General features: G+C 68.7%; 25 protein-coding genes. 15 read left to right on the forward strand and 10 right to left on the reverse strand.

Annotated features, from left to right (window positions below; translation table 11 throughout):
- Positions 1–4: 4 nt before the first annotated feature.
- The gene (locus OXQ95_RS01160) at positions 5–394 is read right to left on the reverse strand and encodes an EF-hand domain-containing protein (RefSeq protein ID WP_242096539.1); all 390 of its coding nucleotides are present in this window, start codon (positions 392–394) and stop codon (positions 5–7) included.
- A 153-nt stretch (positions 395–547) separates the two neighbouring features.
- Here OXQ95_RS01160 and OXQ95_RS01165 point away from each other — a divergent pair, with 153 nt between their 5' ends.
- The 4 genes from OXQ95_RS01165 (at position 548) to OXQ95_RS01180 (ending at position 6,716) form a co-directional block, all read left to right on the forward strand.
- The gene (locus OXQ95_RS01165) at positions 548–1,765 is read left to right on the forward strand and encodes an argininosuccinate synthase (protein ID WP_267378520.1); all 1,218 of its coding nucleotides are present in this window, start codon (positions 548–550) and stop codon (positions 1,763–1,765) included.
- Positions 1,766–1,816: 51 nt separating this feature from the next.
- Positions 1,817–3,538 (forward strand): hypothetical protein, encoded by a 1,722-nt coding sequence (locus tag OXQ95_RS01170; protein ID WP_267378523.1) that lies wholly within the window; start codon positions 1,817–1,819, stop codon positions 3,536–3,538.
- Positions 3,539–3,656: 118 nt separating this feature from the next.
- Positions 3,657–5,096, forward strand: a complete 1,440-nt coding sequence (locus tag OXQ95_RS01175) for a hypothetical protein (RefSeq protein WP_267378525.1) — start codon at positions 3,657–3,659, stop codon at positions 5,094–5,096.
- A 36-nt stretch (positions 5,097–5,132) separates the two neighbouring features.
- Positions 5,133–6,716 carry a hypothetical protein gene (locus OXQ95_RS01180; protein WP_267378527.1) on the forward strand — a complete coding sequence of 528 codons (1,584 nt, stop codon included), beginning with the start codon at positions 5,133–5,135 and terminating at the stop codon, positions 6,714–6,716.
- Here OXQ95_RS01180 and OXQ95_RS01185 read toward each other — a convergent pair.
- From OXQ95_RS01185 to OXQ95_RS01200, 4 genes are all read right to left on the reverse strand, one after another.
- Entirely contained in the window at positions 6,677–7,813 is a 1,137-nt protein-coding gene (locus tag OXQ95_RS01185; protein WP_267378529.1) for a GNAT family N-acetyltransferase, read from the reverse strand. The genes OXQ95_RS01180 and OXQ95_RS01185 overlap by 40 nt on opposite strands.
- A gap of 186 nt (positions 7,814–7,999) precedes the next feature.
- Positions 8,000–8,479, reverse strand: a complete 480-nt coding sequence (locus OXQ95_RS01190) for a RidA family protein (protein ID WP_267378531.1) — start codon at positions 8,477–8,479, stop codon at positions 8,000–8,002.
- Positions 8,480–8,487: 8 nt separating this feature from the next.
- On the reverse strand, positions 8,488–9,141 hold the full coding sequence (locus OXQ95_RS01195) for an HAD family hydrolase (RefSeq protein ID WP_267378534.1): 654 nt from the start codon (positions 9,139–9,141) through the stop codon (positions 8,488–8,490).
- Positions 9,138–9,413, reverse strand: coding sequence for a DUF3572 family protein (locus OXQ95_RS01200; RefSeq protein ID WP_242096527.1), 276 nt, complete (start codon positions 9,411–9,413; stop codon positions 9,138–9,140). The genes OXQ95_RS01195 and OXQ95_RS01200 overlap by 4 nt, the downstream gene beginning before the upstream one ends.
- Before the next feature lie 38 nt (positions 9,414–9,451).
- On the opposite strand from OXQ95_RS01200, the gene OXQ95_RS01205 reads away from it, so the two are divergent.
- The gene (locus OXQ95_RS01205; RefSeq protein ID WP_242096525.1) at positions 9,452–9,814 is read left to right on the forward strand and encodes a response regulator; all 363 of its coding nucleotides are present in this window, start codon (positions 9,452–9,454) and stop codon (positions 9,812–9,814) included.
- A 92-nt stretch (positions 9,815–9,906) separates the two neighbouring features.
- Here OXQ95_RS01205 and rpmG read toward each other — a convergent pair whose 3' ends face one another.
- Positions 9,907–10,074 carry a 50S ribosomal protein L33 gene (rpmG, locus tag OXQ95_RS01210; RefSeq protein WP_242096523.1) on the reverse strand — a complete coding sequence of 56 codons (168 nt, stop codon included), beginning with the start codon at positions 10,072–10,074 and terminating at the stop codon, positions 9,907–9,909.
- Positions 10,075–10,253: 179 nt separating this feature from the next.
- On the opposite strand from rpmG, the gene OXQ95_RS01215 reads away from it, so the two are divergent.
- The 5 genes from OXQ95_RS01215 (at position 10,254) to OXQ95_RS01235 (ending at position 13,546) form a co-directional block, all read left to right on the forward strand.
- A complete protein-coding gene (locus tag OXQ95_RS01215) occupies positions 10,254–10,562 on the forward strand; it encodes a hypothetical protein (RefSeq protein ID WP_242096521.1) in 309 nt (102 codons plus the stop codon).
- Positions 10,563–10,578: 16 nt separating this feature from the next.
- Positions 10,579–11,133, forward strand: a complete 555-nt coding sequence (locus OXQ95_RS01220; RefSeq protein WP_242096520.1) for a TMEM165/GDT1 family protein — start codon at positions 10,579–10,581, stop codon at positions 11,131–11,133.
- 62 nt (positions 11,134–11,195) lie between these two features.
- Positions 11,196–11,693, forward strand: a complete 498-nt coding sequence (locus tag OXQ95_RS01225) for a DNA starvation/stationary phase protection protein (protein ID WP_267378545.1) — start codon at positions 11,196–11,198, stop codon at positions 11,691–11,693.
- A 52-nt stretch (positions 11,694–11,745) separates the two neighbouring features.
- The gene (locus tag OXQ95_RS01230) at positions 11,746–11,925 is read left to right on the forward strand and encodes a DUF1328 family protein (RefSeq protein WP_242096518.1); all 180 of its coding nucleotides are present in this window, start codon (positions 11,746–11,748) and stop codon (positions 11,923–11,925) included.
- A 25-nt stretch (positions 11,926–11,950) separates the two neighbouring features.
- On the forward strand, positions 11,951–13,546 hold the full coding sequence (locus tag OXQ95_RS01235; protein WP_267378548.1) for a cisplatin damage response ATP-dependent DNA ligase: 1,596 nt from the start codon (positions 11,951–11,953) through the stop codon (positions 13,544–13,546).
- A 10-nt stretch (positions 13,547–13,556) separates the two neighbouring features.
- Here OXQ95_RS01235 and OXQ95_RS01240 read toward each other — a convergent pair whose 3' ends face one another.
- Together OXQ95_RS01240 and OXQ95_RS18675 are read right to left on the reverse strand one after the other, a co-directional pair.
- Positions 13,557–14,333: a glutaminyl-peptide cyclotransferase gene (locus tag OXQ95_RS01240; protein ID WP_267378551.1), complete on the reverse strand. Its 777-nt coding sequence runs from the start codon at positions 14,331–14,333 to the stop codon at positions 13,557–13,559.
- Positions 14,334–14,404: 71 nt separating this feature from the next.
- A complete protein-coding gene (locus tag OXQ95_RS18675) occupies positions 14,405–15,301 on the reverse strand; it encodes a cold-shock protein (RefSeq protein ID WP_276588755.1) in 897 nt (298 codons plus the stop codon).
- A gap of 318 nt (positions 15,302–15,619) precedes the next feature.
- Between OXQ95_RS18675 and OXQ95_RS01255 the strand changes: the two genes are divergently transcribed.
- From OXQ95_RS01255 to rpoN, 5 genes are all read left to right on the forward strand, one after another.
- Positions 15,620–16,240, forward strand: coding sequence for a ribonuclease D (locus tag OXQ95_RS01255; RefSeq protein ID WP_242096515.1), 621 nt, complete (start codon positions 15,620–15,622; stop codon positions 16,238–16,240).
- Positions 16,233–16,871 (forward strand): LPS export ABC transporter periplasmic protein LptC, encoded by a 639-nt coding sequence (lptC, locus tag OXQ95_RS01260; protein WP_242096514.1) that lies wholly within the window; start codon positions 16,233–16,235, stop codon positions 16,869–16,871. The genes OXQ95_RS01255 and lptC overlap by 8 nt, the downstream gene beginning before the upstream one ends.
- A 5-nt stretch (positions 16,872–16,876) precedes the next feature.
- Positions 16,877–17,401: an LptA/OstA family protein gene (locus OXQ95_RS01265; protein ID WP_267378556.1), complete on the forward strand. Its 525-nt coding sequence runs from the start codon at positions 16,877–16,879 to the stop codon at positions 17,399–17,401.
- A 108-nt stretch (positions 17,402–17,509) separates the two neighbouring features.
- The gene (gene lptB, locus OXQ95_RS01270) at positions 17,510–18,289 is read left to right on the forward strand and encodes an LPS export ABC transporter ATP-binding protein (RefSeq protein ID WP_267378559.1); all 780 of its coding nucleotides are present in this window, start codon (positions 17,510–17,512) and stop codon (positions 18,287–18,289) included.
- Between the two features lie 4 nt (positions 18,290–18,293).
- On the forward strand, positions 18,294–19,769 hold the full coding sequence (gene rpoN / locus OXQ95_RS01275) for an RNA polymerase factor sigma-54 (protein WP_242096510.1): 1,476 nt from the start codon (positions 18,294–18,296) through the stop codon (positions 19,767–19,769).
- A gap of 3 nt (positions 19,770–19,772) precedes the next feature.
- Here the strand turns inward: rpoN and OXQ95_RS01280 are convergent, their stop codons facing one another.
- Both OXQ95_RS01280 and OXQ95_RS01285 read right to left on the reverse strand, forming a co-directional pair.
- Complete coding sequence (locus tag OXQ95_RS01280) at positions 19,773–20,315, reverse strand: DUF4142 domain-containing protein (protein WP_267378562.1); 543 nt, start codon at positions 20,313–20,315, stop codon at positions 19,773–19,775.
- 88 nt (positions 20,316–20,403) lie between these two features.
- Complete coding sequence (locus OXQ95_RS01285; protein WP_267379244.1) at positions 20,404–22,035, reverse strand: peptidase S10; 1,632 nt, start codon at positions 22,033–22,035, stop codon at positions 20,404–20,406.
- Positions 22,036–22,169 lie beyond the last annotated feature (134 nt).

Consider the following 22,169-nt stretch of genomic DNA (forward strand, 5'->3'; position numbering starts at 1 on the left):
GGCCTCAGCGGGGCCCGCGCGCGAGATCGGCCTTGGCGGCGGCGCCTTCGTTCGCGCTGATCTGGCCGTTGCGGTTGCGGTCATATTTGTCCATCATCTTGGCGAAGAGTGCCTGCGCCTCGGCCAGCGTCACCTTGCCGTCCTTGTTGGCGTCGGCATTGTCGAACCACAGATCGGCCAGCCGCTTGGCATGCGTGGGATCGACATTGGCCTGGCCCGTCTTCATCTGCGCAGTGCGCGCCTGCACCTCGGCGCGGCTGAGCGAACCGTCGTGGTTGGTGTCGGTCGCGGCGAACTCGGCCTTGAACTTGGCGGCGGCCGATGCGCGCGTTTCCACCGCGAGCGCAGGGGAGGCGAGCGCGGCGGCGGCGAGAAGGGCGGGGACGAGGCGCATGGGAAACTCCGTTGAAAGGACGGCATCGGCCCTGCGGCCCGACGCTTGTATGCGAGGTGAACGCGCGAGCGCGTCGGCGCAGGAGCGTTGCACGCACGCGCGACTGGGCATAGGGGCGCGGGCGACTCTTTCGCAGCCCGAGGACCGATTTCCATGAGCGACGACATCAAGCGGGTAGTGCTCGCCTATTCAGGCGGCCTCGACACCAGCGTCATCCTGAAATGGCTGCAGCAGAATTACGGCTGCGAGGTCGTCACCTTCACGGCCGATCTGGGGCAGGGCGAGGAACTCGAGCCCGCCCGTGCCAAGGCCGAGATGATGGGCGTGAAGCCCGAGCACATCTTCATCGACGATCTGCGCGAGGAATTCGTGCGCGATTACGTGTTCCCGATGATGCGCTCGAACGCGCTCTACGAGGGGTTGTACCTGCTCGGCACCTCGATCGCGCGGCCGCTGATTGCCAAGCGCCAGATCGAGATCGCGCGGATGGTGAACGCCGATGCCGTCAGCCATGGCGCCACCGGCAAGGGCAACGACCAGGTCCGCTTCGAACTCGGCTATTACGCGCTCGCCCCCGACATCAAGGTGATCGCGCCGTGGCGCGAATGGGACCTGACGAGCCGCACGAAGCTGATCGAATTCGCCGAGGCGCACCAGATCCCGGTCAGCAAGGACAAGCGCGGCGAGGCGCCGTTCTCGACCGACGCCAATCTGCTCCACACCTCGTCCGAGGGGCTGGTGCTGGAAAATCCGTGGGACGAGGTGCCCGATTACGTCTATTCGCGCACCAGCAACCCCGAGGACGCGCCCGACGCGCCCGAATATATCACGATCGATTTCGAGCGCGGCGACGGCGTCGCGATCAACGGCGAGGCGCTGAGCCCCGCCGCGCTGCTGGCCAGGCTCAACGATTATGGCCGCACCCACGGCATCGGCCGGCTCGACCTGGTCGAGAACCGCTTCGTCGGCATGAAGAGCCGGGGCATGTACGAGACGCCGGGCGGCACCATCTATCATCTGGCGCATCGCGGCATCGAACAGATCACGCTCGACCGCGGCGCCGCGCACCTGAAGGACGAACTCGCGCCGCGTTATGCCGAGCTGGTCTATAACGGCTTCTGGTTCAGCCCCGAGCGCGAGATGCTGCAGGCCGCGATCGACCATAGCCAGGAAAAGGTCTCGGGCACGGTGCGCCTGAAGCTCTACAAGGGCGGCGTCTATGTGGTCGGCCGCAAATCGCCGCACACGCTCTATTCGGAAAAGGTCGTGACGTTCGAGGACGACCAGGGCGCCTACGACCAGCGCGACGCGGCGGGCTTCATCAAGCTGAACGCGCTGCGGCTGCGGCTGCTCGGGCGACGGGATCGGTGAGCGGGGGCCTGTCCTAACGCGCGCTTAACCATCCGCCGCTAACCCGGTGGCATGGAGCGCACCGATTTTCGCCGCGACGTGCTGGTCGCATGCGCACTCGCGATGGTGTTGGGCATAGGTTGGACGATCCGCGATTGGAGTGCGCTTCGCATGCTCCAGTTGCCGGATACCGACGATGTCATGCGCCTTCAACAGGTGCGTGACTGGTTGGCGGGGCAGCGCTTTTCAGACCTGACGCAACACCGGCTCGGGGCGGGCGTGCCGATGCACTGGTCGCGGCTCGGGGACCTGGGGCCGGCCTTGCTGATCGTCGCGTTCCGTTCGTTGGGATCGCACGTCGCCGAACTGGTCGCGGTCATCGTCTGGCCGCTTCTCCTGTTTGCGGTGGCGCTTTCGCTCGTCGCGCGAACGGCCCGTGCGATCGGCGCGTCTGCGGGGACTGCGACGGTGGTCGCGGCGCTCGCCTATCCCGCAACGACGATCTTTCTCCCGGGGCGGATCGATCATCACGGGCTTCAATTGGTCCTGCTGCTGATCGCGATCGGCCGGTTGCTGGCGCGGGATGGTGACGGCGCCTTGTTGTCGGGGGGAATGCGATCGGGCGCCGTCATCGGTGTGGCGGCAACCGCCAGCCTTGTTGTCGGGCTGGAAACGACACCCTTGCTGGTAACGATCGGCGGCCTCGTCACGCTCGACTGGGTGGCTGCGCGGATGGGTTCGGCGGACCGGCTTATGGGGTTGGGGGCCGGTGCGCTGATGGCATTGGCGGTGGCCAGGCTCACGCTTGCTCCCGACGCCTTCGCCTTTGCGGCCTGCGACGGCTTCACCGCCGATTCATGGGCAGCCGCCATGGCCGGTGCGGTCGGGGCTTTGCTGCTCGGGTCGATCGGTCGCGCGCTGACGCTTTCGCGGGGCGCGCGCATTGCGTTCGCGGCGGCGGCGGGGGCAGCGCTAAGCCTGGCGGTGGTTCGCGTCGCGCCGCGCTGTCTGACGCCCTATGGGGCCGTCGATCCCGAACTCGCGCGCTGGTGGCTCGCGCGCGTGGGCGAGGCTCAGCCGCTGCTGCACGCGGCACCCGCGACCGCCATCGGCTATGCGGGCATCATGGCCGCAGGGCTGGTCGCGACTGCGTGGTGGCTTCTGCGGGAGCGATCCCGCGGCTGGGCGATGTTGCTGGCCCTTCAACTCGTTGCCATGGCGACGACGATGGCACAATTGCGTGGTGCCTATGTGGGCGCGGTACTCGGCGCGCCGGCGCTCGCGATGACGATCGCAGCCGCGCGCCGCCATGGTGTGTTGCCGCTGGCGATCGCCTGGGGGATGTCTGCGGGCATGGTCTACCCGATCGCGGCCGAAGCGTTCATGCCCAGCGAGCGATCGGCCGCCGCGGGGACGGCGTGCACCGCACCCATCGTCGTGCAGCGCTTGGCCGATCTGCCACCGGGAACGCTGATGGCGCCGATCGACGTCGGCGCTTGGGCGATCGCCGCCACATCCCAGCGGCCGGTCGCCGGGCCCTATCACCGCAATACGGCCGGCAATCGGGCGATGCTCGGCTTCTTCCGTGCCGATCCCGATCGGGCCGCGCGGATCGCAGGGACATGGCGGGTGCGATATGTTCTTCTGTGCGACGCCGACGGGGCGGCGTTTGCGGCCTCGCCAAATGCAATCGCGAGCCGCATCGTGGCAGGCCGGCCGCCGCTTTGGCTGCAACCGCTTGCCGCGCCCGGGATCGGTGTTCACCTCTTCATCGTCCGTCATGTCGCGCACTGACCAGCCCGCCCCCGCAACCATCGCGCGGCTCTCTCAAACCAGCCGCGCGTGGTGGCAAGGCAGGGGGTTCCTGCTGTTCGTCGCATTCTGCGCGGTGGCTCCGTTGCTGATACCCGCCGTGCCTCCCCTGGTCGATCTGCCCGGCCATATCGGACGCTACCGGATCCTGGTGGAGGCGGGGCAGGCTCCGCTGGCCCGACACTGGGCGGTACATTGGTCCTTGATCGGCAATCTGGGTGTCGATCTGCTGGTGGTGGGTCTTCATCCTTGGCTCGACGTCGAACCGGCGGCGCGGTTGATCGTGACGCTGATCCCACTTGCGACCGTGATGGCGATGCTCTGGGCCGCGCGCGAGGCGCATGGCCGGCTGCCGGCTGGAGCCGCCTTGGCCCTGCCGCTGGCCTATGCCTATCCCTTCCAGCTCGGCTTCGTGAACTTCTGCCTTGCGCAGGCGATGGCCATCGCCGGCCTCGCGCTGTGGCTGCGTTTGGCGAAGACGCGGCCGACGTTCTGCCGCGTCCTGGTCTTTGCCCCGATCGCGCTGGTGATCTGGCTGTGCCACAGCTTCGGATGGGCGATGCTGGGCGTTTTCGTGTTCGGCGCGGAATGGCAACTCGGTCGGATGGCGGGCCTATCCCCCTTGCGATCGGCGTTGCGCGCCGCATTGTTCTGTGTGCCCATGGCGCTGCCGCTGATCGCCATGGCGGCAAGCGACGATCCTATGGTGGGCGAAACCGGCGATTGGCTGAACGGCGTGGGCAAGGCGCAATGGATCGCATCGATTCTCCGCGAGCGCTGGCGTGTCTGGGATGTAAGCGGCGTCATCCTGATGGCCTGCGTGTTGTGGACGGCTGTGCGATCGCGCCGTCTCGGCTTTGCGCCGCTGCTGGGCGTACCCGCCCTGCTCGGGCTCGGCGCGTTCCTCATCCTGCCAAGGTTGTTTCAGGGTGGTTCCTATGTGGACATGCGCATGCTGCCGGCCAGCGTCGCGCTCGCGCTGCTGGCGATCCGGGTAAAGCCGGGCGAGCGAACGATCGCGCGCCGGCTGGCGATCATGGCAACGGGCTTCCTGATCGCGCGAACCGTGGTGACGACGATCGCATTCCTGTTCTATGCGCAAGGTCAGGTGGCCGTGCTGCGCGCGCTCCCGGCGTTGCCAATCGGGGGTGGGGTGCTGGTGCTGGTCGACGAACCCTCCAGCCGGCAATGGTCCCAACCGCGTTTCACGCATATCGCCGGCATCGCGATCGCCCGTCGGCGGGTGTTCCAGAACGAACAATGGTCGCTTCCCGGCCAGCAGCCGATCCGCCCACTTCACTCCGGAGCGGCACCGTTCGAAAGCGATCCATCGCAACTCGTCTACCCGCGTAACGGGGAATTCCGGACGACCGATTTCGACGATGCGGTCGCTCGCTTCGATCGATGCACCTATGGGTCGGTCTGGACGATCGGCTTTCCCGCAGGCCGCGCGCAGGCCGCGGATCTGCGGCTGGTGTGGCACGATGGCCGCTCGGCAGTGTACCGCCTGCGGCATGGCGCGCACGCCGCTTGTCGGTAGCCCCCCTGCCCGGCTAGAGAAGGCGGGATGACACCGATGCCGCCCGTGAAACTCCATTGGTGGCAGACGCGACTGTTCGTCGCGTTGGCGGCGCTTGCCTCGATGGTGCCGCTGTTGCGGCCGGCGATCCCGCCGCTGGTCGATCTGCCGGGCCATATGGGGCGCTACCGGGTCCAGCTCGACGGGGCGACCTATCCGTGGCTGGCGAACTGGTATGATTTCCACTGGTCGCTGATCGGCAATCTGGGCATCGATCTGCTCGTCGTCCCGCTCGCGCCGGTGTTCGGGCTGGAGCTGGCGGTCAAGCTGATCGTGATGGCGATCCCGCCCCTGATCGTCGGAGGGCTGCTGTGGATCGCGCGCGAGGTGCATGGGCGGATCCCACCGACCGCGCTGTTCGCGCTGCCGATCGCCTATTGCTATCCGGTGCAGTTCGGCTTCGTGAACTTCGCGCTGGCGATGGGCCTCGCGCTCAATCTGTTCGCGCTCTGGCTACGGCTGGGGCGGCTGGGGCGGCTGCGGTTCCGCGCGGCGCTGTTCGTGCCGCTGTCGTGCCTGCTCTGGCTGTGCCACACCTTCGGCTGGGGCGTGCTGGGCGTGCTCGCCTTTTCCGCGGAGATGATCCGCCAGCACGACAAGATGGCCGGCCGCGGCGTGCGCCATTGGGCCGATGCCTGGATCCGCGCGGGGCTCGGCTGCCTGCCGCTCGCGCTGCCCCTGGTGCTGATGGCGGTGTGGCGGTCGGGCGATCACGTCACCGGGCAGACGTTCGACTGGTTCGACTGGCGCAACAAGTTCGGCTGGATGGCGATGATCCTGCGCGACCGCTGGCTGGCGTTCGATATCGCCTCGGCGATGGTGATCTACCTGATCCTGGTGCGCGGGATGCGCGATCGCAGCATCGAATATTCGCGCAACCTGGCGCTTTCCGCGCTGTTCCTGATGGCGGTGTTCCTGCTGCTGCCGCGCGTGGTGTTCGGCTCGGCCTATGCGGACATGCGGCTCGCGCCCTTCGCGCTCGGCATCGCGGTGATCGCGCTTCGCCCGCGCAACCGCGTGTCGATCCGCGGCGCCACCACGATCGCCGCGCTGGGGCTGGCCTTCTGTCTCGTCCGGCTGGGCGGCACGACGGTCAGCTACTGGATCTATGCGGACAGCTACGACCGCACGCTCGCCGCGCTCACGCGCGTGCCGCAGGGCGCGCGGCTGGTGTCGTTCGTCGGCCGGCGCTGCCGCGACGACTGGGCCTATACCCGGCTGGAGCACGTGCCCGCGCTCGCGCTGGAGCGGCGCCAGGCCTATACCAACGACCAATGGTCGATGGCGGGGGCGCAGTTGCTCACCACCCGCTATGCGGCGGCCGGCCGGTTCGCGCACGATCCGTCGCAGGTGGTGACCGATCGCCAGTGCCGTGGCGAATGGTGGCGCCCGGTGAACAAGGCACTCGCGCTGTTTCCCCGAGGCGCCTTCGACTATGTCTGGATGATCCAGCCGCCCGCCTTCGATCCGCGGCTCGTCGCGGGGCTGACGCCGGTGTGGCATGATTCGGCCAGCACCGTCTTCCGGATCGACAGCCGGGTTCAGCCCGTCTTGCGGAAGGGCGTCATCTCGCCGAGATAGTCGCGATCGGCGGCCACCGCCTCGCGCTCGCGCACCAGAAACTCGGCGACGGCGCGGCGAAAGCCCGCATCGGGGATATAATGCGCCGACCAGGTGGGCACCGGCGCATAGCCGCGGGCCAGCTTGTGCTCGCCCTGCGCACCCGCCTCCACCGTCTTCAGCCCGCGCGCGATCGCGGCGTCGATCGCCTGATAATAGCAAAGCTCGAAATGGAGGAACGGCACCTCCTCGGTGCATCCCCAATAGCGCCCATAGAGTGTATCCTCGCCGATCAGGTTGAGCGCCCCGGCGATCGGCACGCCGTCGCGCTCGGCGAGGATCAGCAGCACGCGGTCCCCCAGTGCCGCGCCCAGCATCGGGAAAGTGGCGCGCTTCAGATAGGGCTGGCCCCATTTGCGGCTGCCCGTATCCTGGTAGAACGCCCAGAACGCATCCCAGTGGCGCGGCTCGATCTCGGCGCCGGTCAGATGCCGGATGGTCAGCCCCTCCACCGCGGCGGCGCGTTCCTTGCGGATCGCCTTGCGCTTGCGGCTGGCGAGCGCGGCCAGGAAGTCGTCGAAGGTCGCATAGCCGTCGTTCGTCCATTGGAACTGCGTTCCCTGCCGGATCAGCCAGCCCGCCGCCTCGAACAGCGGCACTTCGTGCGGCGCGATGAAGGTGGCGTGCGCGGACGACAGGTCGCTGCGGTCGGTCACCGCCTCCAGCGCACCGATCAGTGCGGGCGCCAACGCCGGATCGCGGAGCAGCAGCCGCGGCCCCGGCACGGGCGAGAAGGGCGCCGCGATCTGGAGCTTTGGGTAATATTGGCCGCCGGCGCGCTCCCAGGCATCGGCCCAGGCATGGTCGAACACATATTCGCCCTGGCTGTGGCTCTTGGCATAAGCCGGCGCGATCGCGGCGGGGCGCCCGTCCGCGCCGTCGATCACGATCGGCAGCGGCTGCCAGCCCGACCGGCCGCCGACGCTGCCCGATTCCTCCAGCACGGAGAGAAAGCCGTGGCCGACGAACGGATTGCCGGTGCCGGCACAGGCATCCCAGTCGGCCGGGGCGATCGAGGATGCGCCATCGGCGATTCGGGCGGATACGGCTTTGCTCATGCCGGCCCTAGATGGGCGCGCGCGGGCCCCGGCTCAACCCAGCAAGGAGCCGGAAGCCGCGACGACCGCGTCGCGGCGTCCAGCTCAACCCAGCAAGGAGCCGGAAGCCGCGACGACCGCGTCGCGGCGTCCAGCTCAACCCAGCAAGGAGCCGGAAGCCGCGACGACCGCGTCGCGGCTTCCAGCTCAACCCAGCGAGGAGCCGGAAACCGCGACCACCGCGTCCACCTCGACCGCGGCGCCGAGCGGCAGCACGGGCACGCCCACCGCCGAGCGCGCATGCTTGCCCGCCTCGCCGAACAGGGCGACCATCAGGTCCGACGCGCCATTGGCGACCTTGGGCTGATCGGTGAAGTCGGCGGCCGAATTGACGAACACGCCCAGCTTCACGATGCGGGCGACGCGCGCCAGATCACCGCCGAGCGCCTGCTTGATCTGCGCGACCAGCATCAGCGCGCAGGCGCGTGCGGCCTCCTGCCCCTCTTCGAGCGACACGCCGTCGCCCAGCCGCCCGGTGATGAGCGCGCCGTCGCGAAACGGGAGCTGGCCCGAGATGTGGAGCATCCCGTTCGCCTCGACCACGGGGACGTAGGAGGCGACGGGGGCGGCGGCCTGCGGCAGGGCCAGGCCGAGCTCTTCGAGCTTGCGGGCGATACGATCGGTCATGCCTTTGCTCAACACGCCGCAGCGTCGGCGGTCAAGCGGTCGGCGGGCAGGCCAGCGGCGAATCGTGCCGCGATCCAGCCCTGCGCGGTCGGCCAGTCGTCGATCCGCGCGTTCGCGGCCGGCGCCGCCTCGACATGGGGCGCGAGCAACGGCTCCGACACCATCTGCAGCCGGTGGACCCGCGGCGCGTGGCGCATCACCGAATCATGATGCACGCCCAGATCGTCGACGAACACGGTGACGGGATCGCCATGTTCCGCCACCAGCCGCGCGACCGGCTCGCCCTTGCCGCCGGTGTTGCACTCCACGCGGTGATGGATGCCGAACCGCGCGAGCTGTTCGATCCGCGGTTCGCGGCATTGGTCCTGAAGGTTGGTCAGGATCACGATGTCCGCGGTTTCGGCGAGCGCGGCCAGCGCCTCGGCGGCGTGCGGCACCAGCGTCTGGCGGTGCATCTCGCCCGGAAAGAAGCCGCCGAGCAGATCCCACATCTCCTGCTGCGTGGGCACCGTTCCGCCGTCGCGGCGCGTCATGCAATGCGCGAAATCGCCCTTGCCGATCGCGAAGTCGATCGCGTGCGCGTCGGCCAACCAGTCGCGGAAATGCGACACCATGTGGAGCAGCACTTCGTCGCAATCGCAGATCAGCAGGGGGCGGGTCATAGGGTCTCCAGCGTCGCGCGCGCATCGACGAGCGCGGCAGGGGGAACGCCCAGCGACTCGGCGCAGGCGATCAGGTCGGGTTCGTAGGATTCGAGGAACAGCAGCGCGGCGGCCAGCACCGACGGCTCGCCGATCCGGGTGCGCAGGTCGTGGGGCGCAAGGCCCGTGGTGTCGAGCAGCCGCATCGCGCGCTGCGGCTCGGCCAGCGTCCACACCAGCGCACGTAGCGCGAGCGCATCGGCCGCCTCTCCATTTGTGTCCTGCGCGCGCATTGCCTAACGTCGGCCTTCCTCAAGGATCGGACGGACGCGTGGCAAAAAGGGTGCTCGTTGTCGAGGACAACGAACTCAATCTGAAGCTCTTCTGCGATCTGCTGCGTGCGCATGAATATGCCGCGGAGCCGGTGCGCGACGGCCGCGAGGCGGTGGAGCGCGCGCGGGCGTTCCAGCCGGACCTGATCGTGATGGACATCCAGATGCCCCACGTCACCGGCTATGAGCTGATCCTGGAGCTGAAGGCCGACGAGGCGCTGCGCGCGATCCCGGTGATGGCGGTGACGGCCTATGCCGGCCGCGACGACGAGGAGCGGATCCGCGCGGCGGGGGCGGACGCCTATGTGTCCAAGCCGATCAGCCTGGCGCGCTTCATGGACGTGGTCGGCTCGCTCGTGTGACTTCGAAACGACGCGCACGCGAAAAGACCGCGGGCGTCGCCGCCCGCGGTTCGCGCTTCGCGTAGCGCCAGGCGGCCTAGGCCGCCCGCGGCTTACTTGATCTTGGCTTCCTTGAACTCGACATGCTTGCGCACGACCGGGTCGTACTTCTTGAACGACAGCTTTTCGGTCTTGGTGCGCGGGTTCTTCTTCGTCACGTAGAAGAAGCCGGTGTTCTCGGTGCTGACGAGCTTGATCTTGACGGTGGTCGGCTTGGCCATGAGCCCAATTCCTGGAAAACTGAATAGACAGGGGAGCGGCCGGCCTGCGCCCGTCGCTCGATCAGGGGCGGCGCATGGCGGATTGGCCGCACGAAGTCAACCGATCGCCCCTTTACGCGGCGTTCATCGCTCCTGCTGCAAGATGCCGACAGGACAGGACAGGACAGGGGAGCGGGCGCATGGACATCGAAGCGGTGAAGGCGGAACTGGCGGCACGGATCGCAGCGATCGACGTGCGCGCGCCCTATGCGCGGCCCTGCGAGCTGGCGCCCGACATCGACGCGATTCGCGTGATCGCGCACCGCAGCGGCATGGCGCCGGCCGTCACCGTCACGCATTTCCTCGATTCGGCGCTGTCGCGCGGCGAGCATGGCGCGCTGGTCCATGGCTGGCTGGCGATGCTGCGCGACGCGGTGACGAGCGAGCGGCAGGACGTGGCCGCGGCGAACACCTTCGCGGCCGCTTGCTCGGTCCGCCTCGCGGCCTGAGCGTATGGACGCGCTGATGGCGGCGATCGTCGCCGCGGCGCTGGCGCAGATCGGCGACCGGACGGCCTGGCTCGCCGCGATCCTCGCCGATCGCTACCGCCGGCCGCTGATCCTGATCGCGGCGGCGGCGATCGCCATCGCGTGTGCCAGCGCGCTGGCCGCGGCGGCGGGCGTCTACCTGGCGCCGAAACTCGCGCCCAATGCCAAGGCGGTGATGCTCGGCCTGGCGCTCGTGCTCCAGGGCGGCGGCGCGCTGTTTCCGGTCAAGCCGCCCGAGCGGCTCGCCGGCTGGCGGCTGGGCGCGGCGCTGACGGGCCTGACCGGGCTTTTCGTGCTGGCCTTCGGCGACGGCGTGCAGTTCATCGTGCTGGCGCTCGCCGCGCGCAGCCCGGTGCCCGCGCTCGCCGCGGTGGGGGCGACGCTCGGCTCGCTGGCGGTCGTCGTGCCCGCGGTGACGATGGGCGAGACGGCGTGGACCGCATTGCCGCTGAAGCCGATCCGCATCGCCATCGGCGCGGCCTTCGTGGTGGTCGGGATCGTGCTCGGGCTGTCGGGCCTCGCGCTGATCTGAGCGGAGCGATTCGGCGGCGTGGCCGTTGTGGCGTGCGAACCGTTCTATCCGGAGAGCCCGCCATGTCCGAACCCAATCCCGCGCTCGAAACGCCCACCGATCTCAATCGCAACGACACGCGCTCGGTGGCCGAGGCGCTCAACGCCGCGCTGGCGGATTGCTTCGCGCTGTATTTCAAGACGAAGAATTTCCACTGGCACGTCTCGGGCCCGCATTTCCGCGACTATCACCTGCTGCTCGACGACCAGGCGGTGCAGATCCTGGGGGTGACCGACGCCATCGCCGAGCGGGTCCGCAAGACGGGCAACACGACGCTGCGCTCGATCGGCGACATCGCCCGGCGCCAGACGCTGGCCGACAACGACATGGAGTTCGTGGGCGCCGCCGACATGCTGGCCGAATTGCGCGAGGACAATCGGAAGCTCGTCGAAAGCTTCCGCACCGTGAAACAGGCCGCCGAGGATGCGCGCGACAACGCGACGAGCGGCATCGTCGACGAATGGACCGACCAGGCCGAGGAGCGCGCCTGGTTCCTGTTCGAGGCCAGCCGCAAGGGCTGATCGGGAACCGGCGGGGCGATCCGCCGGTTCATCCCGCAACAGGAGAATCGCAGTGTTGAAGGCCGCCTTCTTATTTCTCGTCATCGGCGTCGTGCTCGCGGTGCTGGGCTTCGGCGGCATCGGCGGCGCGTTCATCGGCATCGCCAAATTCCTGTTCTTCGTGGCGATCGCGCTGTTCGTGATCTTCCTTGCGCTGGGCATCATGGCGGGCAAGCGGATCGCCGGGCGCTAGATCCACCGCGCTCGGCCTTCCGACGATGCGCGCGTTCGCGGCTCTGCTCGATTCGCTGATCTACACGCGCTCGCGCAATGCCAAGCTGAAGCTGATCGGCGATTATCTGCGCGCCACGCCGGACCCGGATCGGGGTTGGGCAATCGCGGCGCTGACCGGCGATCTCGACTTGCCGGGCGTCAAGTCGGCGGTCATCCGTGCGCTGATCGAGACGCGCGTCGATCCCGTGCTGTTCCGCATGAGCCGCGATTTCGTCGGCGACACCGCCGAGACCGTGGCCTTGCTCTGGCCCGAACCACCGATGCCCGCCGATCCCCGGCCGCTGGGGCTCGCCGACGCGATCGACCGGCTGATGACCGTTCCCCGCGCCGAGGCGCCTGCGGCCCTCGCCGCGATGCTCGACCGGTGCGATGCCGAGGAGCGGTTCGCGCTGCTGAAGATGGCGACGGGCGCGTTGCGCGTCGGCGTGTCCGCGCGGCTCGCCAAGACGGCACTGGCCGAGGCGTTCGGCATCGACGTCGATGCGGTGGAGGAGGTGTGGCACGGTCTTGCGCCGCCCTATCCGACCCTGTTCGCCTGGGGCGAGGGGCGGGGCGAGCAGCCGACGCCCGCCGATGTGCCCGTCTTCCGCCCGTTCATGCTCGCGCATCCGCTGGAAGAACTGCGCGTCGATCTCGCCGATTATGCCGCCGAATGGAAATGGGACGGCATCCGCGTCCAGATCGTCCATGTCGCGGGCGAGACGCGGCTCTACAGCCGCACCGGCGACGACGTGACCGGCAGCTTCCCCGACGTGGCCGCCGCCTTCCGCACCCCCGGCACGGTCGATGGCGAATTGCTGGTGAAGGGCGCGCACCAGGGCGGCACGCTGGAGGAGGGCGGTGGCGCCGCGAGTTTCAACGCGCTCCAGCAGCGTCTGGGGCGCAAGACCGTCTCGGCGAAGATGCTGGCCGACTATCCCGCCTTCGTGCGGCTGTACGACATCCTGTTCGATGGCCCCGAGGATCTGCGTGCGCTGCCCTGGACCGATCGCCGCGGGCGGCTGGAGGCCTTTGCCGAGCGGCTCGATCCCGATCGCTTCGATCTCAGCCAGGTGATCGATGCGGCGGACTTCACCGCGCTGGAGGCGGTGCGCGCCACCGCGCGCGACGCGGCGATCGAGGGCGTGATGCTGAAACGCCGCGATTCGCCCTATGTCGCGGGGCGCCGCACCGGCCTGTGGTACAAGTGGAAGCGCGATCCGCTCACCGCCGATTGCGTGATGATGTACGCGCAGCGGGGCAGCGGCCGGCGCTCCTCCTATTATAGCGACTATACCTTCGGCTGCTGGACCGAGGCGGGCGAGCTGCTGCCCGTGGGCAAGGCCTATTCGGGGATTACCGACGAGGAGCTGCGGATGCTCGACGCCTTCGTCCGGCGGAACACGCTCGCGCGCTTCGGCCCGGTGCGCGAGGTCGAGAAGACGATGGTCCTGGAGATCGCGTTCGACGCGCTCCAGGAATCCAAGCGCCACAAATCGGGCATCGCGATGCGTTTCCCGCGCATCGCCCGCATCCGCACCGACAAGCCCGCCGCCGAGGCGGACCGGGTGGAGACGCTGCGACGCATGATCGGCACCTGAGCCGGTGGGCTCAGGGCAGCCGGATCTCGAACAGCGTCGGCCAGTTCTTGCCCGTCACGTACAGATGGTCGCCGCGCGCATCATAGGCGATGCCGTTCAGCACCGCGTCGCGACCGCTCGCCTGCACCTGCGTGCGCAGCGCGCGCAGGTCGATCAATTGCTTCACGCGGCCGGTGGCGGGGTCGATCCGCGCGATCGTCGCGGTCTGCCAGATATTGGCGAGGATCTCGCCCTTCACATATTCCAGCTCGTTCAGATTCGTCACCGGCGTGCCGTCGGCCAGCTTCACCGAGATCGCGCCGCGTTCGGCGAAGGTCTCGGGATCGCGGACGTGCAGCACGTCGGTGCCGTCGGACTGGACGAGCGCGTCGCCCATCGTCGTCATGCCCCAGCCTTCGCCCGAATAGCGGAACGTGGCGGTGCGCTTGAGCGTGGCGCGATCCCAGCGATAGCCGATCCCACTGCGCCACGTCATGCTGACGAGCGCGCCCTTCCACGCGCCGATCCCCTCGCCGAACAGCGTGGGATCGATCGTCGCGCGCGCCAGCACATGGCCGTCGGACAGCCGCACGCGGCGGATGTCCGACTGGCCCTCCATCCCGGTGCTCTCGTATAGCGTGCCGTCCGCCCAGAGCAGCCCCTCGGTGAAGGCGCTGCTGTCGTGCGGATAGCGTTTCACGACGGATGCGGTGCGAAGCGGCGTGCCATGAACCTGCAGCGGCGCCGCGACCGGCGTGGCGGCGGCGGTGCCGAGCAGCAGAAGGGGAAGCGCGGACCGCGCAAGCAAAGGGCCCGGACCGCGCGAACGCGATCCGGGCCCCGTGATGCCGGTGGTCCGCGGCCGAGGCCGCGCCACGATCAGCCTGCGGCCGTCAGGTTCACCGCGGCGTATTTGCCGCGACGATCGACCTCGAGCTCGAACTCGAGCTTGTCGCCCTCGTTCAGCGTCGACATGCCGGCGCGCTCCACGGCCGAGATGTGAACGAACGCATCGGGCTGGCCGTCGTCGCGCTGGATGAAGCCGAAGCCCTTCATGGCGTTGAAGAACTTCACCGTGCCCGTTGCCTTCTCGCCGGTGAGCTGACGCTGCGGCGCACCGCCGCGGTCGCCACCACGATCGCCGCCGAAGCCGCCCGCACCGCCACGCGGCGCGGCGCGGTCGCCGCCGAAGCCGCCTTCGCGGGGCTCGCGGGCCGGACGCTCGGTCGCCGCCATCGGCTCGCCGTCGATCTTGAGATCGGTGGCCGAAATGCGGCCGCCGCGATCGACGAGCGTGAAGCCGAGCGGCTGACCCTCGGCGAGCGCCGACAGACCGGCCTGCTCGACGGCGCTGATGTGGACGAACACGTCCTCGGCGCCATCGTCACGCACGACGAAGCCGAAACCCTTCTGCGCGTTGAAGAACTTGACCACGCCGGTGCCCTCGCCGACGACCTGGGGAGGCATGCCGCGACCACCGCCGCCGCCGCCGCCGCCACTGAAGCCGCCGCCACCGCCGCCGCCGCGGTAACCACCGCCGCCGCCACCGCCGCCACCGCCGAAGCGATCGCCGCCGCCGCCGAAGCTGCTGCCACCACCGCCGTAGCTGCTGCCACCGCCGCCGCCGTAGCTGCTACCGCCGCCGCCGAAGCCGCCGCGATCACCGCCGCCGAAGCTGCTGCCGCCGCCGAATTCGCTGTCTCCGCCGCCGAAGCCATCACGCTTGTCGCGGCCACGTCCGCCACGGTTCCCGCGGCCACCTTTGTCGAAACTCATAACCCTGTTCGTCTTCCCGGTTCGCCCAACCAATCCTCTCAAGAACCTTGGCGTCGGACGACGAACGCAGGCCTTCGCGGCGCGAAACCCTTTGCGCCACGGCCTTCTCCATAGCGCATTTGGCAAGGCCCCGCGAATGAAATCGCCGCCGAAGTCAATCGAACTGCATCGCTTTCGGGCAGGAGCGTTGCCCGAACGGCACACCGGAGCGAAGAATGGGACGCCCGGCGTCGCTTCAGGAGGGCGATCCCGCCGAAGCGGCGCCCCCGAGTCGGCTCGCCCATTGAGCGAAGCGGCGGTTGCGGCTAGGCGGGCGGCATGACCGTCCATTTCCACGAGGAAGACATCCCCGCGGGGCTCTTCGCGCCCGGCGCCGCCATCGCCGTCGACACCGAGACGATGGGGCTGCTGACCCCGCGCGACCGGCTCTGCGTCGTCCAGCTGTCGGACGGCGGGCCGGACGAGCATCTCGTCCGCTTCGCGCCCGACAGTGACTATGCCGCGCCCGAGCTGAAGGCGCTGCTGGAGGATCCCGACCGGCTGAAGCTCTACCATTTCGGCCGCTTCGACATCGCCGCGATCGACTTCTATCTGGGCGTCGTCGCCGCCCCTGTCTATTGCACGAAGATCGCCTCGCGGCTGGTGCGCACCTATACCGATCGGCACGGCCTGAAGGAGCTGGTCCGCGAGCTGCTCGGGCAGGACATTTCCAAGCAGCAGCAATCGTCCGACTGGGGCGCGCCCGATCTGAGCGACGCGCAGAAGGATTATGCCGCCTCCGACGTGCGCTTCCTCCACCGGCTGAAGGCGGAACTCGACAAGCGGCTGCTTCGCGAGGGGCGGATGGAGCTGGCGCAGGCATGCTTCGATTTCCTGCCCGCGCGCGCGGCGCTGGATCTGGCGGGCTGGCCCGAGGTCGACATCTTCGCGCATGTCTGAGGCGGCGCGCGCCGAACGCACCGCGCGCGAGCGCTGGGCGGCGCCGGGCAGCGGGCACGACCGGATCGTCGCGCTCATGCGCGTCGGGCTGCCGGTGGGCATCGGCGTGCTCGCCGCATTCCTGGTGATGGCGCCGCTGACCGCGGGCGGCGACGTGTCGTTCGTGCTCGACAAGAAGAAGGTGGCGGTCGCGCACGAGCGGCTGAAGATCCAGGCGGCGACCTATCGCGGCGAGGATCAGAAGGGCCAGCCCTTCACGCTCACCGCGCAATCCGCGATCCAGCGCAGCTCGGCCGAGCCGATCGTGCATCTCAAGACGCTCGACGCCGCGCTGCAGCTCACCGACGGCCCGGCGCACATCGCCGCGCAGACCGGCCGCTACGACATGGACAGCGAGCAGGTTCGGCTCGACGGTCCGCTCGATTTCACCGCCGCCAACGGCTATGACCTGAAGACGCACGACGCCACGATCGACATGAAGACGCGCCAGATGCAGAGCGGCGGCGCGGTGACGGGGTCGCTGCCGCAAGGCGTGTTCAGCGCCAACAGCCTCCATGCCGATCTGGAGAACCGCGTGGTCAAGCTCGACGGCAATGCGCGCTTGCGGATCGTGCCGAAGCGTACGAGATAGCGGGCATGCGCGCGCTCCCGATCCTCGCCATCCTCCTCGCCGCGCCGCTGATGGCGCAGGGGCATCACGATTCGAACGCGCCGGTCAATTTCGGCGCCGACCATATCGAATTGCAGGACAAGGCGAATCGCGTCCTGCTGACCGGGAACGTGACGCTGAAACAGGCCGAGATGACGCTCAACGCGCAGCGCATGACGGTCGCCTATACCGGCCAGGTGGTGGACGGATCGCCGCAGGTCTCGCGGTTCGACGCGGCGGGCAACGTCGTCGTCACGCGGCCCGATCAGGTCGCGCGGGGCCAGTACGGCATCTACGATCTCAACCGCCGCGTCATCACGATGCTGGGCGGCGTCACGCTGACGCAGGGCACCAACACCGTCAACGGATCGCGGCTGACGATGAACCTCGACACCGGCCGCGCGGTGATCGACGGATCGTCGGTGCCGGGCGGCGCGGGCGCCGGCGGCGGCACCGTGACGCAGAGCGGCGGCCGGGTGACCGGCACCTTCTCGGTGCCCAAGCGCAACTGAGCCCGCGGGCGGTAGCAGGATCACCCCTGCCCGCATCATGCAGGTTTCCTGCCAAGCGGCCATCCGCTAAGGTGTGCGCAACCCATCACCGGCCAAGGCACCCCATCCATGGATGCAGTCACTCTCCAGTCCGGCCTGCACGAACCCGCCCCCGAACCGCTGGTGGCGACCGGGCTGCAGGTGGTCTCGATCGCCAAATCCTATGACAAGCGCACCGTGCTGACCGACGTGTCGGTGACGGTGGGGCAGGGCGAGGTGGTCGGGCTGCTCGGCCCCAATGGCGCCGGCAAGACGACCTGCTTCTATTCGGTGATGGGGCTGGTGAAGCCCGATTCGGGGCGCATCCTGCTCGACGGCGAGGATATCACCGGGCTGCCCATGTACCGCCGTGCGATCCTGGGCCTGGGATATCTGCCGCAGGAGACCTCGATCTTCCGCGGCCTGTCGATCGAGCGCAACATCCTGACGGTGCTCGAACTGTCCGAGCCCGACAAGGCCGCGCGCCAGGCCAAGCTCGACCGGCTGCTCGACGAATTCGGCCTGACGCGGCTGCGCACCGCGCCTGCGATGGCGCTGTCGGGCGGCGAACGCCGCCGCGCCGAGATCGCGCGCGCGCTGGCGGCGGATCCGTCGATCATGCTGCTCGACGAGCCGTTCGCCGGTATCGATCCCATCTCGATCGCCGACATCCGCGATCTGGTGAAGGATCTGAAGCGGCGTTCGATCGGCGTGCTCATCACCGACCACAATGTGCGCGAGACGCTCGATATCGTCGATCGCGCCTATATCATCTATGACGGGCGCGTGCTGTTCTCGGGAAGTCCCGCCGAGCTGGTGGCGGATGCGAACGTCCGGCGGCTCTACCTCGGCGAGACCTTCTCGCTCTAGCACGATGAGCCTCGCCCCCCGCCTCGACCTGCGCCAGTCGCAATCGCTGGTGATGACGCCGCAATTGCAGCAGGCGATCAAGCTGCTGGCGCTGTCCAACCTCGAGATCGAGGGCTTTCTCGCCGAGGAGATCGAGCGCAACCCGCTGCTCGAGGCGGCGAACGAGGGCGAGGCGCCCGAACGCAAGCCCGAGCGCGACGAGCCGCCGAGCGCCGACGAGCTGGTGGCGGGCACCGCCGCCGAGCCGCTCGACGTCGATTACGCCACCGAAAGCCATCATCAGGACAGCGTGGCGGATGGCGGCGCCGGGATCGACGGCGGCCTGTCGATGACCGGCAGCAGCGGCGGGACGGGCGGCGGCAGCGAGGACGGCCCCGATCTCGACGCCTTCGCCGCGGCGGCCGCCAATCTGGCCGATCATCTGATGGCGCAGGCGGGATCGGTGCTGGACGGCGCCGATCTGGCGATCGCCGCGCATCTGATCGACCAGATCGACGAGGCGGGCTATCTGGGCGTCCCGCTGCTGGAGGTCGCCGGCCGGCTGGGCGTGCCGCTCGCCCGCGCCGAGGCGGTGCTCGCCACGATCCAGACCTTCGATCCGACTGGCGTTGGCGCGCGCGATCTCGCCGAATGCCTGGCGCTGCAGGCGAAGGAGGCGGACCGCTACGATCCCTGCATGGCCAAGCTGATCGACCATCTGGAGCTGCTCGCGCGCGGCGAGCTCGGCCGGCTGAAGCGGATGTGCCAGGTGGATGACGAGGACATGGCCGACATGATCCGCGAGCTGCGCGGTTACGATCCCAAGCCCGGGCTGCGCTTCGGCGGCGAACCCGCGCAGGCGGTGGTGCCCGACCTGTTCGTCGCGCGCACCAAAGGCGGCTGGGCGATCGAGATCAATTCCGCCACGCTGCCGCGCGTGCTCGTCAACCGCAGCTATTATGCCGAGCTGAGCCACGGGCCGCAGGACAAGGCGTCCAAGGCGTGGCTGTCCGACGCGCTGGCCAGCGCGAACTGGCTGGTGAAGGCGCTCGACCAGCGCCAGCGCACGATCATCAAGGTCGCGACCGAGATCGTGAAGCAGCAACAGGCGTTCTTCGAACAGGGAGTCGCGCATCTCCGCCCGCTGACGCTCGCGCGCGTGGCCGAGGCGATCGGGATGCACGAATCGACCGTCAGCCGGGTGACGAGCAACAAATATCTGTCCTGCGCGCGCGGGCTCTACGAGCTGAAATATTTCTTCACCAGCGCGATCCAGGCGGCGGACGGCGGCGAGGCGGTGTCGGCGGAGGCGGTGAAGAACGCGATTCGCGGCCTGATCGCGAACGAGGGCGCGACGATCCTGTCGGACGACACCCTGGTCGAACTGCTGAACGCCAAGGGCTTCGACATCGCGCGGCGCACCGTCGCCAAATACCGCGAGGCGATCGGCATCGGCAGCTCGGTGCAGCGGCGGCGCGCACGGGCGCTGGAGGGGGCGTAGGTCTTACCGCTTCGGCGGCACGAACGGGTTCTTATCCAGGTTCATGCTCCGTATCGCCGGCACCGCGCGGATCGCGCCGATGTGGCGCTCGACGATGCGGTGCGTCTCGGCGCCAAAGCTGCGAAAGGCGGCGCTGCCTCCAGCGGTCGCCTCGGTGGCGAAAGCCGCGCCGTCACCGTCATGGAGCGTGGCCATTTCCGTGAGATAGGCCTGATCGAACGCCGGGCCCGACAGGCTGCGCAGATGCGCAAGCTTGCCTGCAAATTCGGCGTTGGGCGTGGCCGCGACAGGAATGGCCTCGCTGCCGGAAATCGCCTTCAGCCGATCGCCGACCAGCCGATGATCGTGCACCTCGGCGACCGCGAAGTCGCGCACGTCCTGCGTGGCGCCGCGCATCGCCGCAAGCTCGCCGGCGGCGACCTCGAACATGCCGCCTTGCGACACCTTGGCGACGAAGGCGCGATCCTGCGGCGTGGCGTTGGCGGCGAGCGCAGCGGAGCCGAACACGGCGCCGACGGCAAGGACGGTGCAAGCGATGATCTTCATGGAGCGCTCCTTCGTGTCGGGTGCGGAGCGCGCGAGCGACGGCGAGGTTCCGCGCCGTTCCCGGTTCGGCGCTGGCGAAAGCTTCCCCTCAGTTCGGCGTTTGCCCCGATGGCGGCGCGGCGGACAGGCTCGCGCCGTGCGGTGGCGTCGGGCTCTTCGCCTCGCCCACCGCCTGATCGTACCAGCGCGACAGATCCGCCTTCATCGCGCGCAGCGCCTCGGGGTTCAGATACGCCATATGGCCCGACGGATAATAGCGGAACTGGAGGTTCCGCTGCTGCGCCGGCTCCAGCATCATATGGCCGAGATCGTTCTCGGTGCCGAAGAACGGCGTCGCCATGTCGAACCAGCCGTTCAGCGACAGGACGTTGAGATAGGGGTTCTCGCGCATCGCCGCCGCCAGATCGACCGCGGTGTTCGGGTTGTTCTGCTGGCCGCCGCGGCCCGGCGCCTCGTGCTTCCAGTTCCACGTCCAGCCCGGCGCGTCGCGCGCGCTGAGGCGATAGGGCATCTCGGTCTTGTAGCCGAGCGTATGCGTCACATAATCGCTGAACGTGGCGATGAACGCGCCCGAGATCGCGGTGTCGGACGCGTCCGTCTCGGGCCGCTCGCCCGCGGCATCGACGTCGACGCCGGTGTAGCGCGAATCGAACCGGCCGATCGTCAGCCGCCGGTCGCGCAGCAGCTCCTTCTGGAAGCGCGCGAGATCGATGCGCAGGTTGGATCGCTTGATGAAGTCGGGCGAGATGCCGATCAGCTGGCTCATCTGCTGCGCCACCGCATCGCGTTCGGCATCCGGGATGGTCTGCCCTTTGGCGAGCGCGGCGGCATAGGGGCCGGTGGCAAACGCGCGCGCCTGCGCCACGATCGTCGCCACGTCGGCCGGCCGGTTGGGTATGCGGTTGTGATACCAGGCGGTCGCCGCATAGCTCGGCAGATAGTTCAGATACACCTCGTCGAGGCCGGGCTGGCGATAGCCATAGTTCATGATCGACGAGAGCAGCACGACGCCGTTCAGCGCCATGCCGCGATCCTGCAGCTGATAGGCGAGCGCGCCTGACCGCGTGGTGCCATAGCTTTCGCCGAACAGGAATTTGGGGCTGTTCCACCGGCCATAGCGCGTGGCGTAGCGCAGGATGCCGCGCGCGAAGGCGTCGGCATCCTCGTCGGTGCCGTAGAAGGCGGACGGCTTGGTATCGCCCAGCGGCCGCGAATAGCCGGTGCCGATCGCGTCGAGGAACACCATGTCGGTCTTGTCGAGCAGCGTGTCGGGATTGGGCCCGAAGTCATAGGGCGCGGGCTTGATATATTCGGGGTTGGCGGTGCGCAGCCGGACGGGCGCGAACGATCCCATGTGCAGCCAGAAGCTGGGGCTGCCGGGGCCGCCATTGTAGAAGAAGGTGATCGGCCGCTTCGTGCCGGGCTTGGTGCCGTCGAGCGTATAGGCAGTGTAGAACATGCTCGCATTGGGCTTGCCCTCCGCATCGCGCAGCGTGAGCGTGCCGGCGGTCGCGGTGTAGGGCAGGGTCCGCCCGCCCACGGTCACGCTGTCGCGGTGGGTGAAGGCCTGTTCGGCGACGGGCGGGTTCGCGGTGCCCGCCTCGGCCTCGGCCTTCATCCGCTCGGCGTTGCTCTCGGCCGGCTTCTCGCGCTTGGGCGCATCCTGCGCAGGTGACGTGGAGGAAAGGGCAAGGAGCAGCAGCGCGGCGAGCTTGGGCATGGAGGGCACGGAAATTCCTCGGGAATTGGCGATGCCCGCATCATTGCGACAAGCCGGCGGCCACGCAAGGCCTGTCCTACAGCCGGGGTTCGTGAGAGGGTCGCGACGCTCTTTGACCCGTCAATCATCTCGAT

Source organism: Sphingomonas sp. GC_Shp_6 (assembly GCF_026540835.1).
Classification (GTDB): domain Bacteria; phylum Pseudomonadota; class Alphaproteobacteria; order Sphingomonadales; family Sphingomonadaceae; genus Sphingomonas.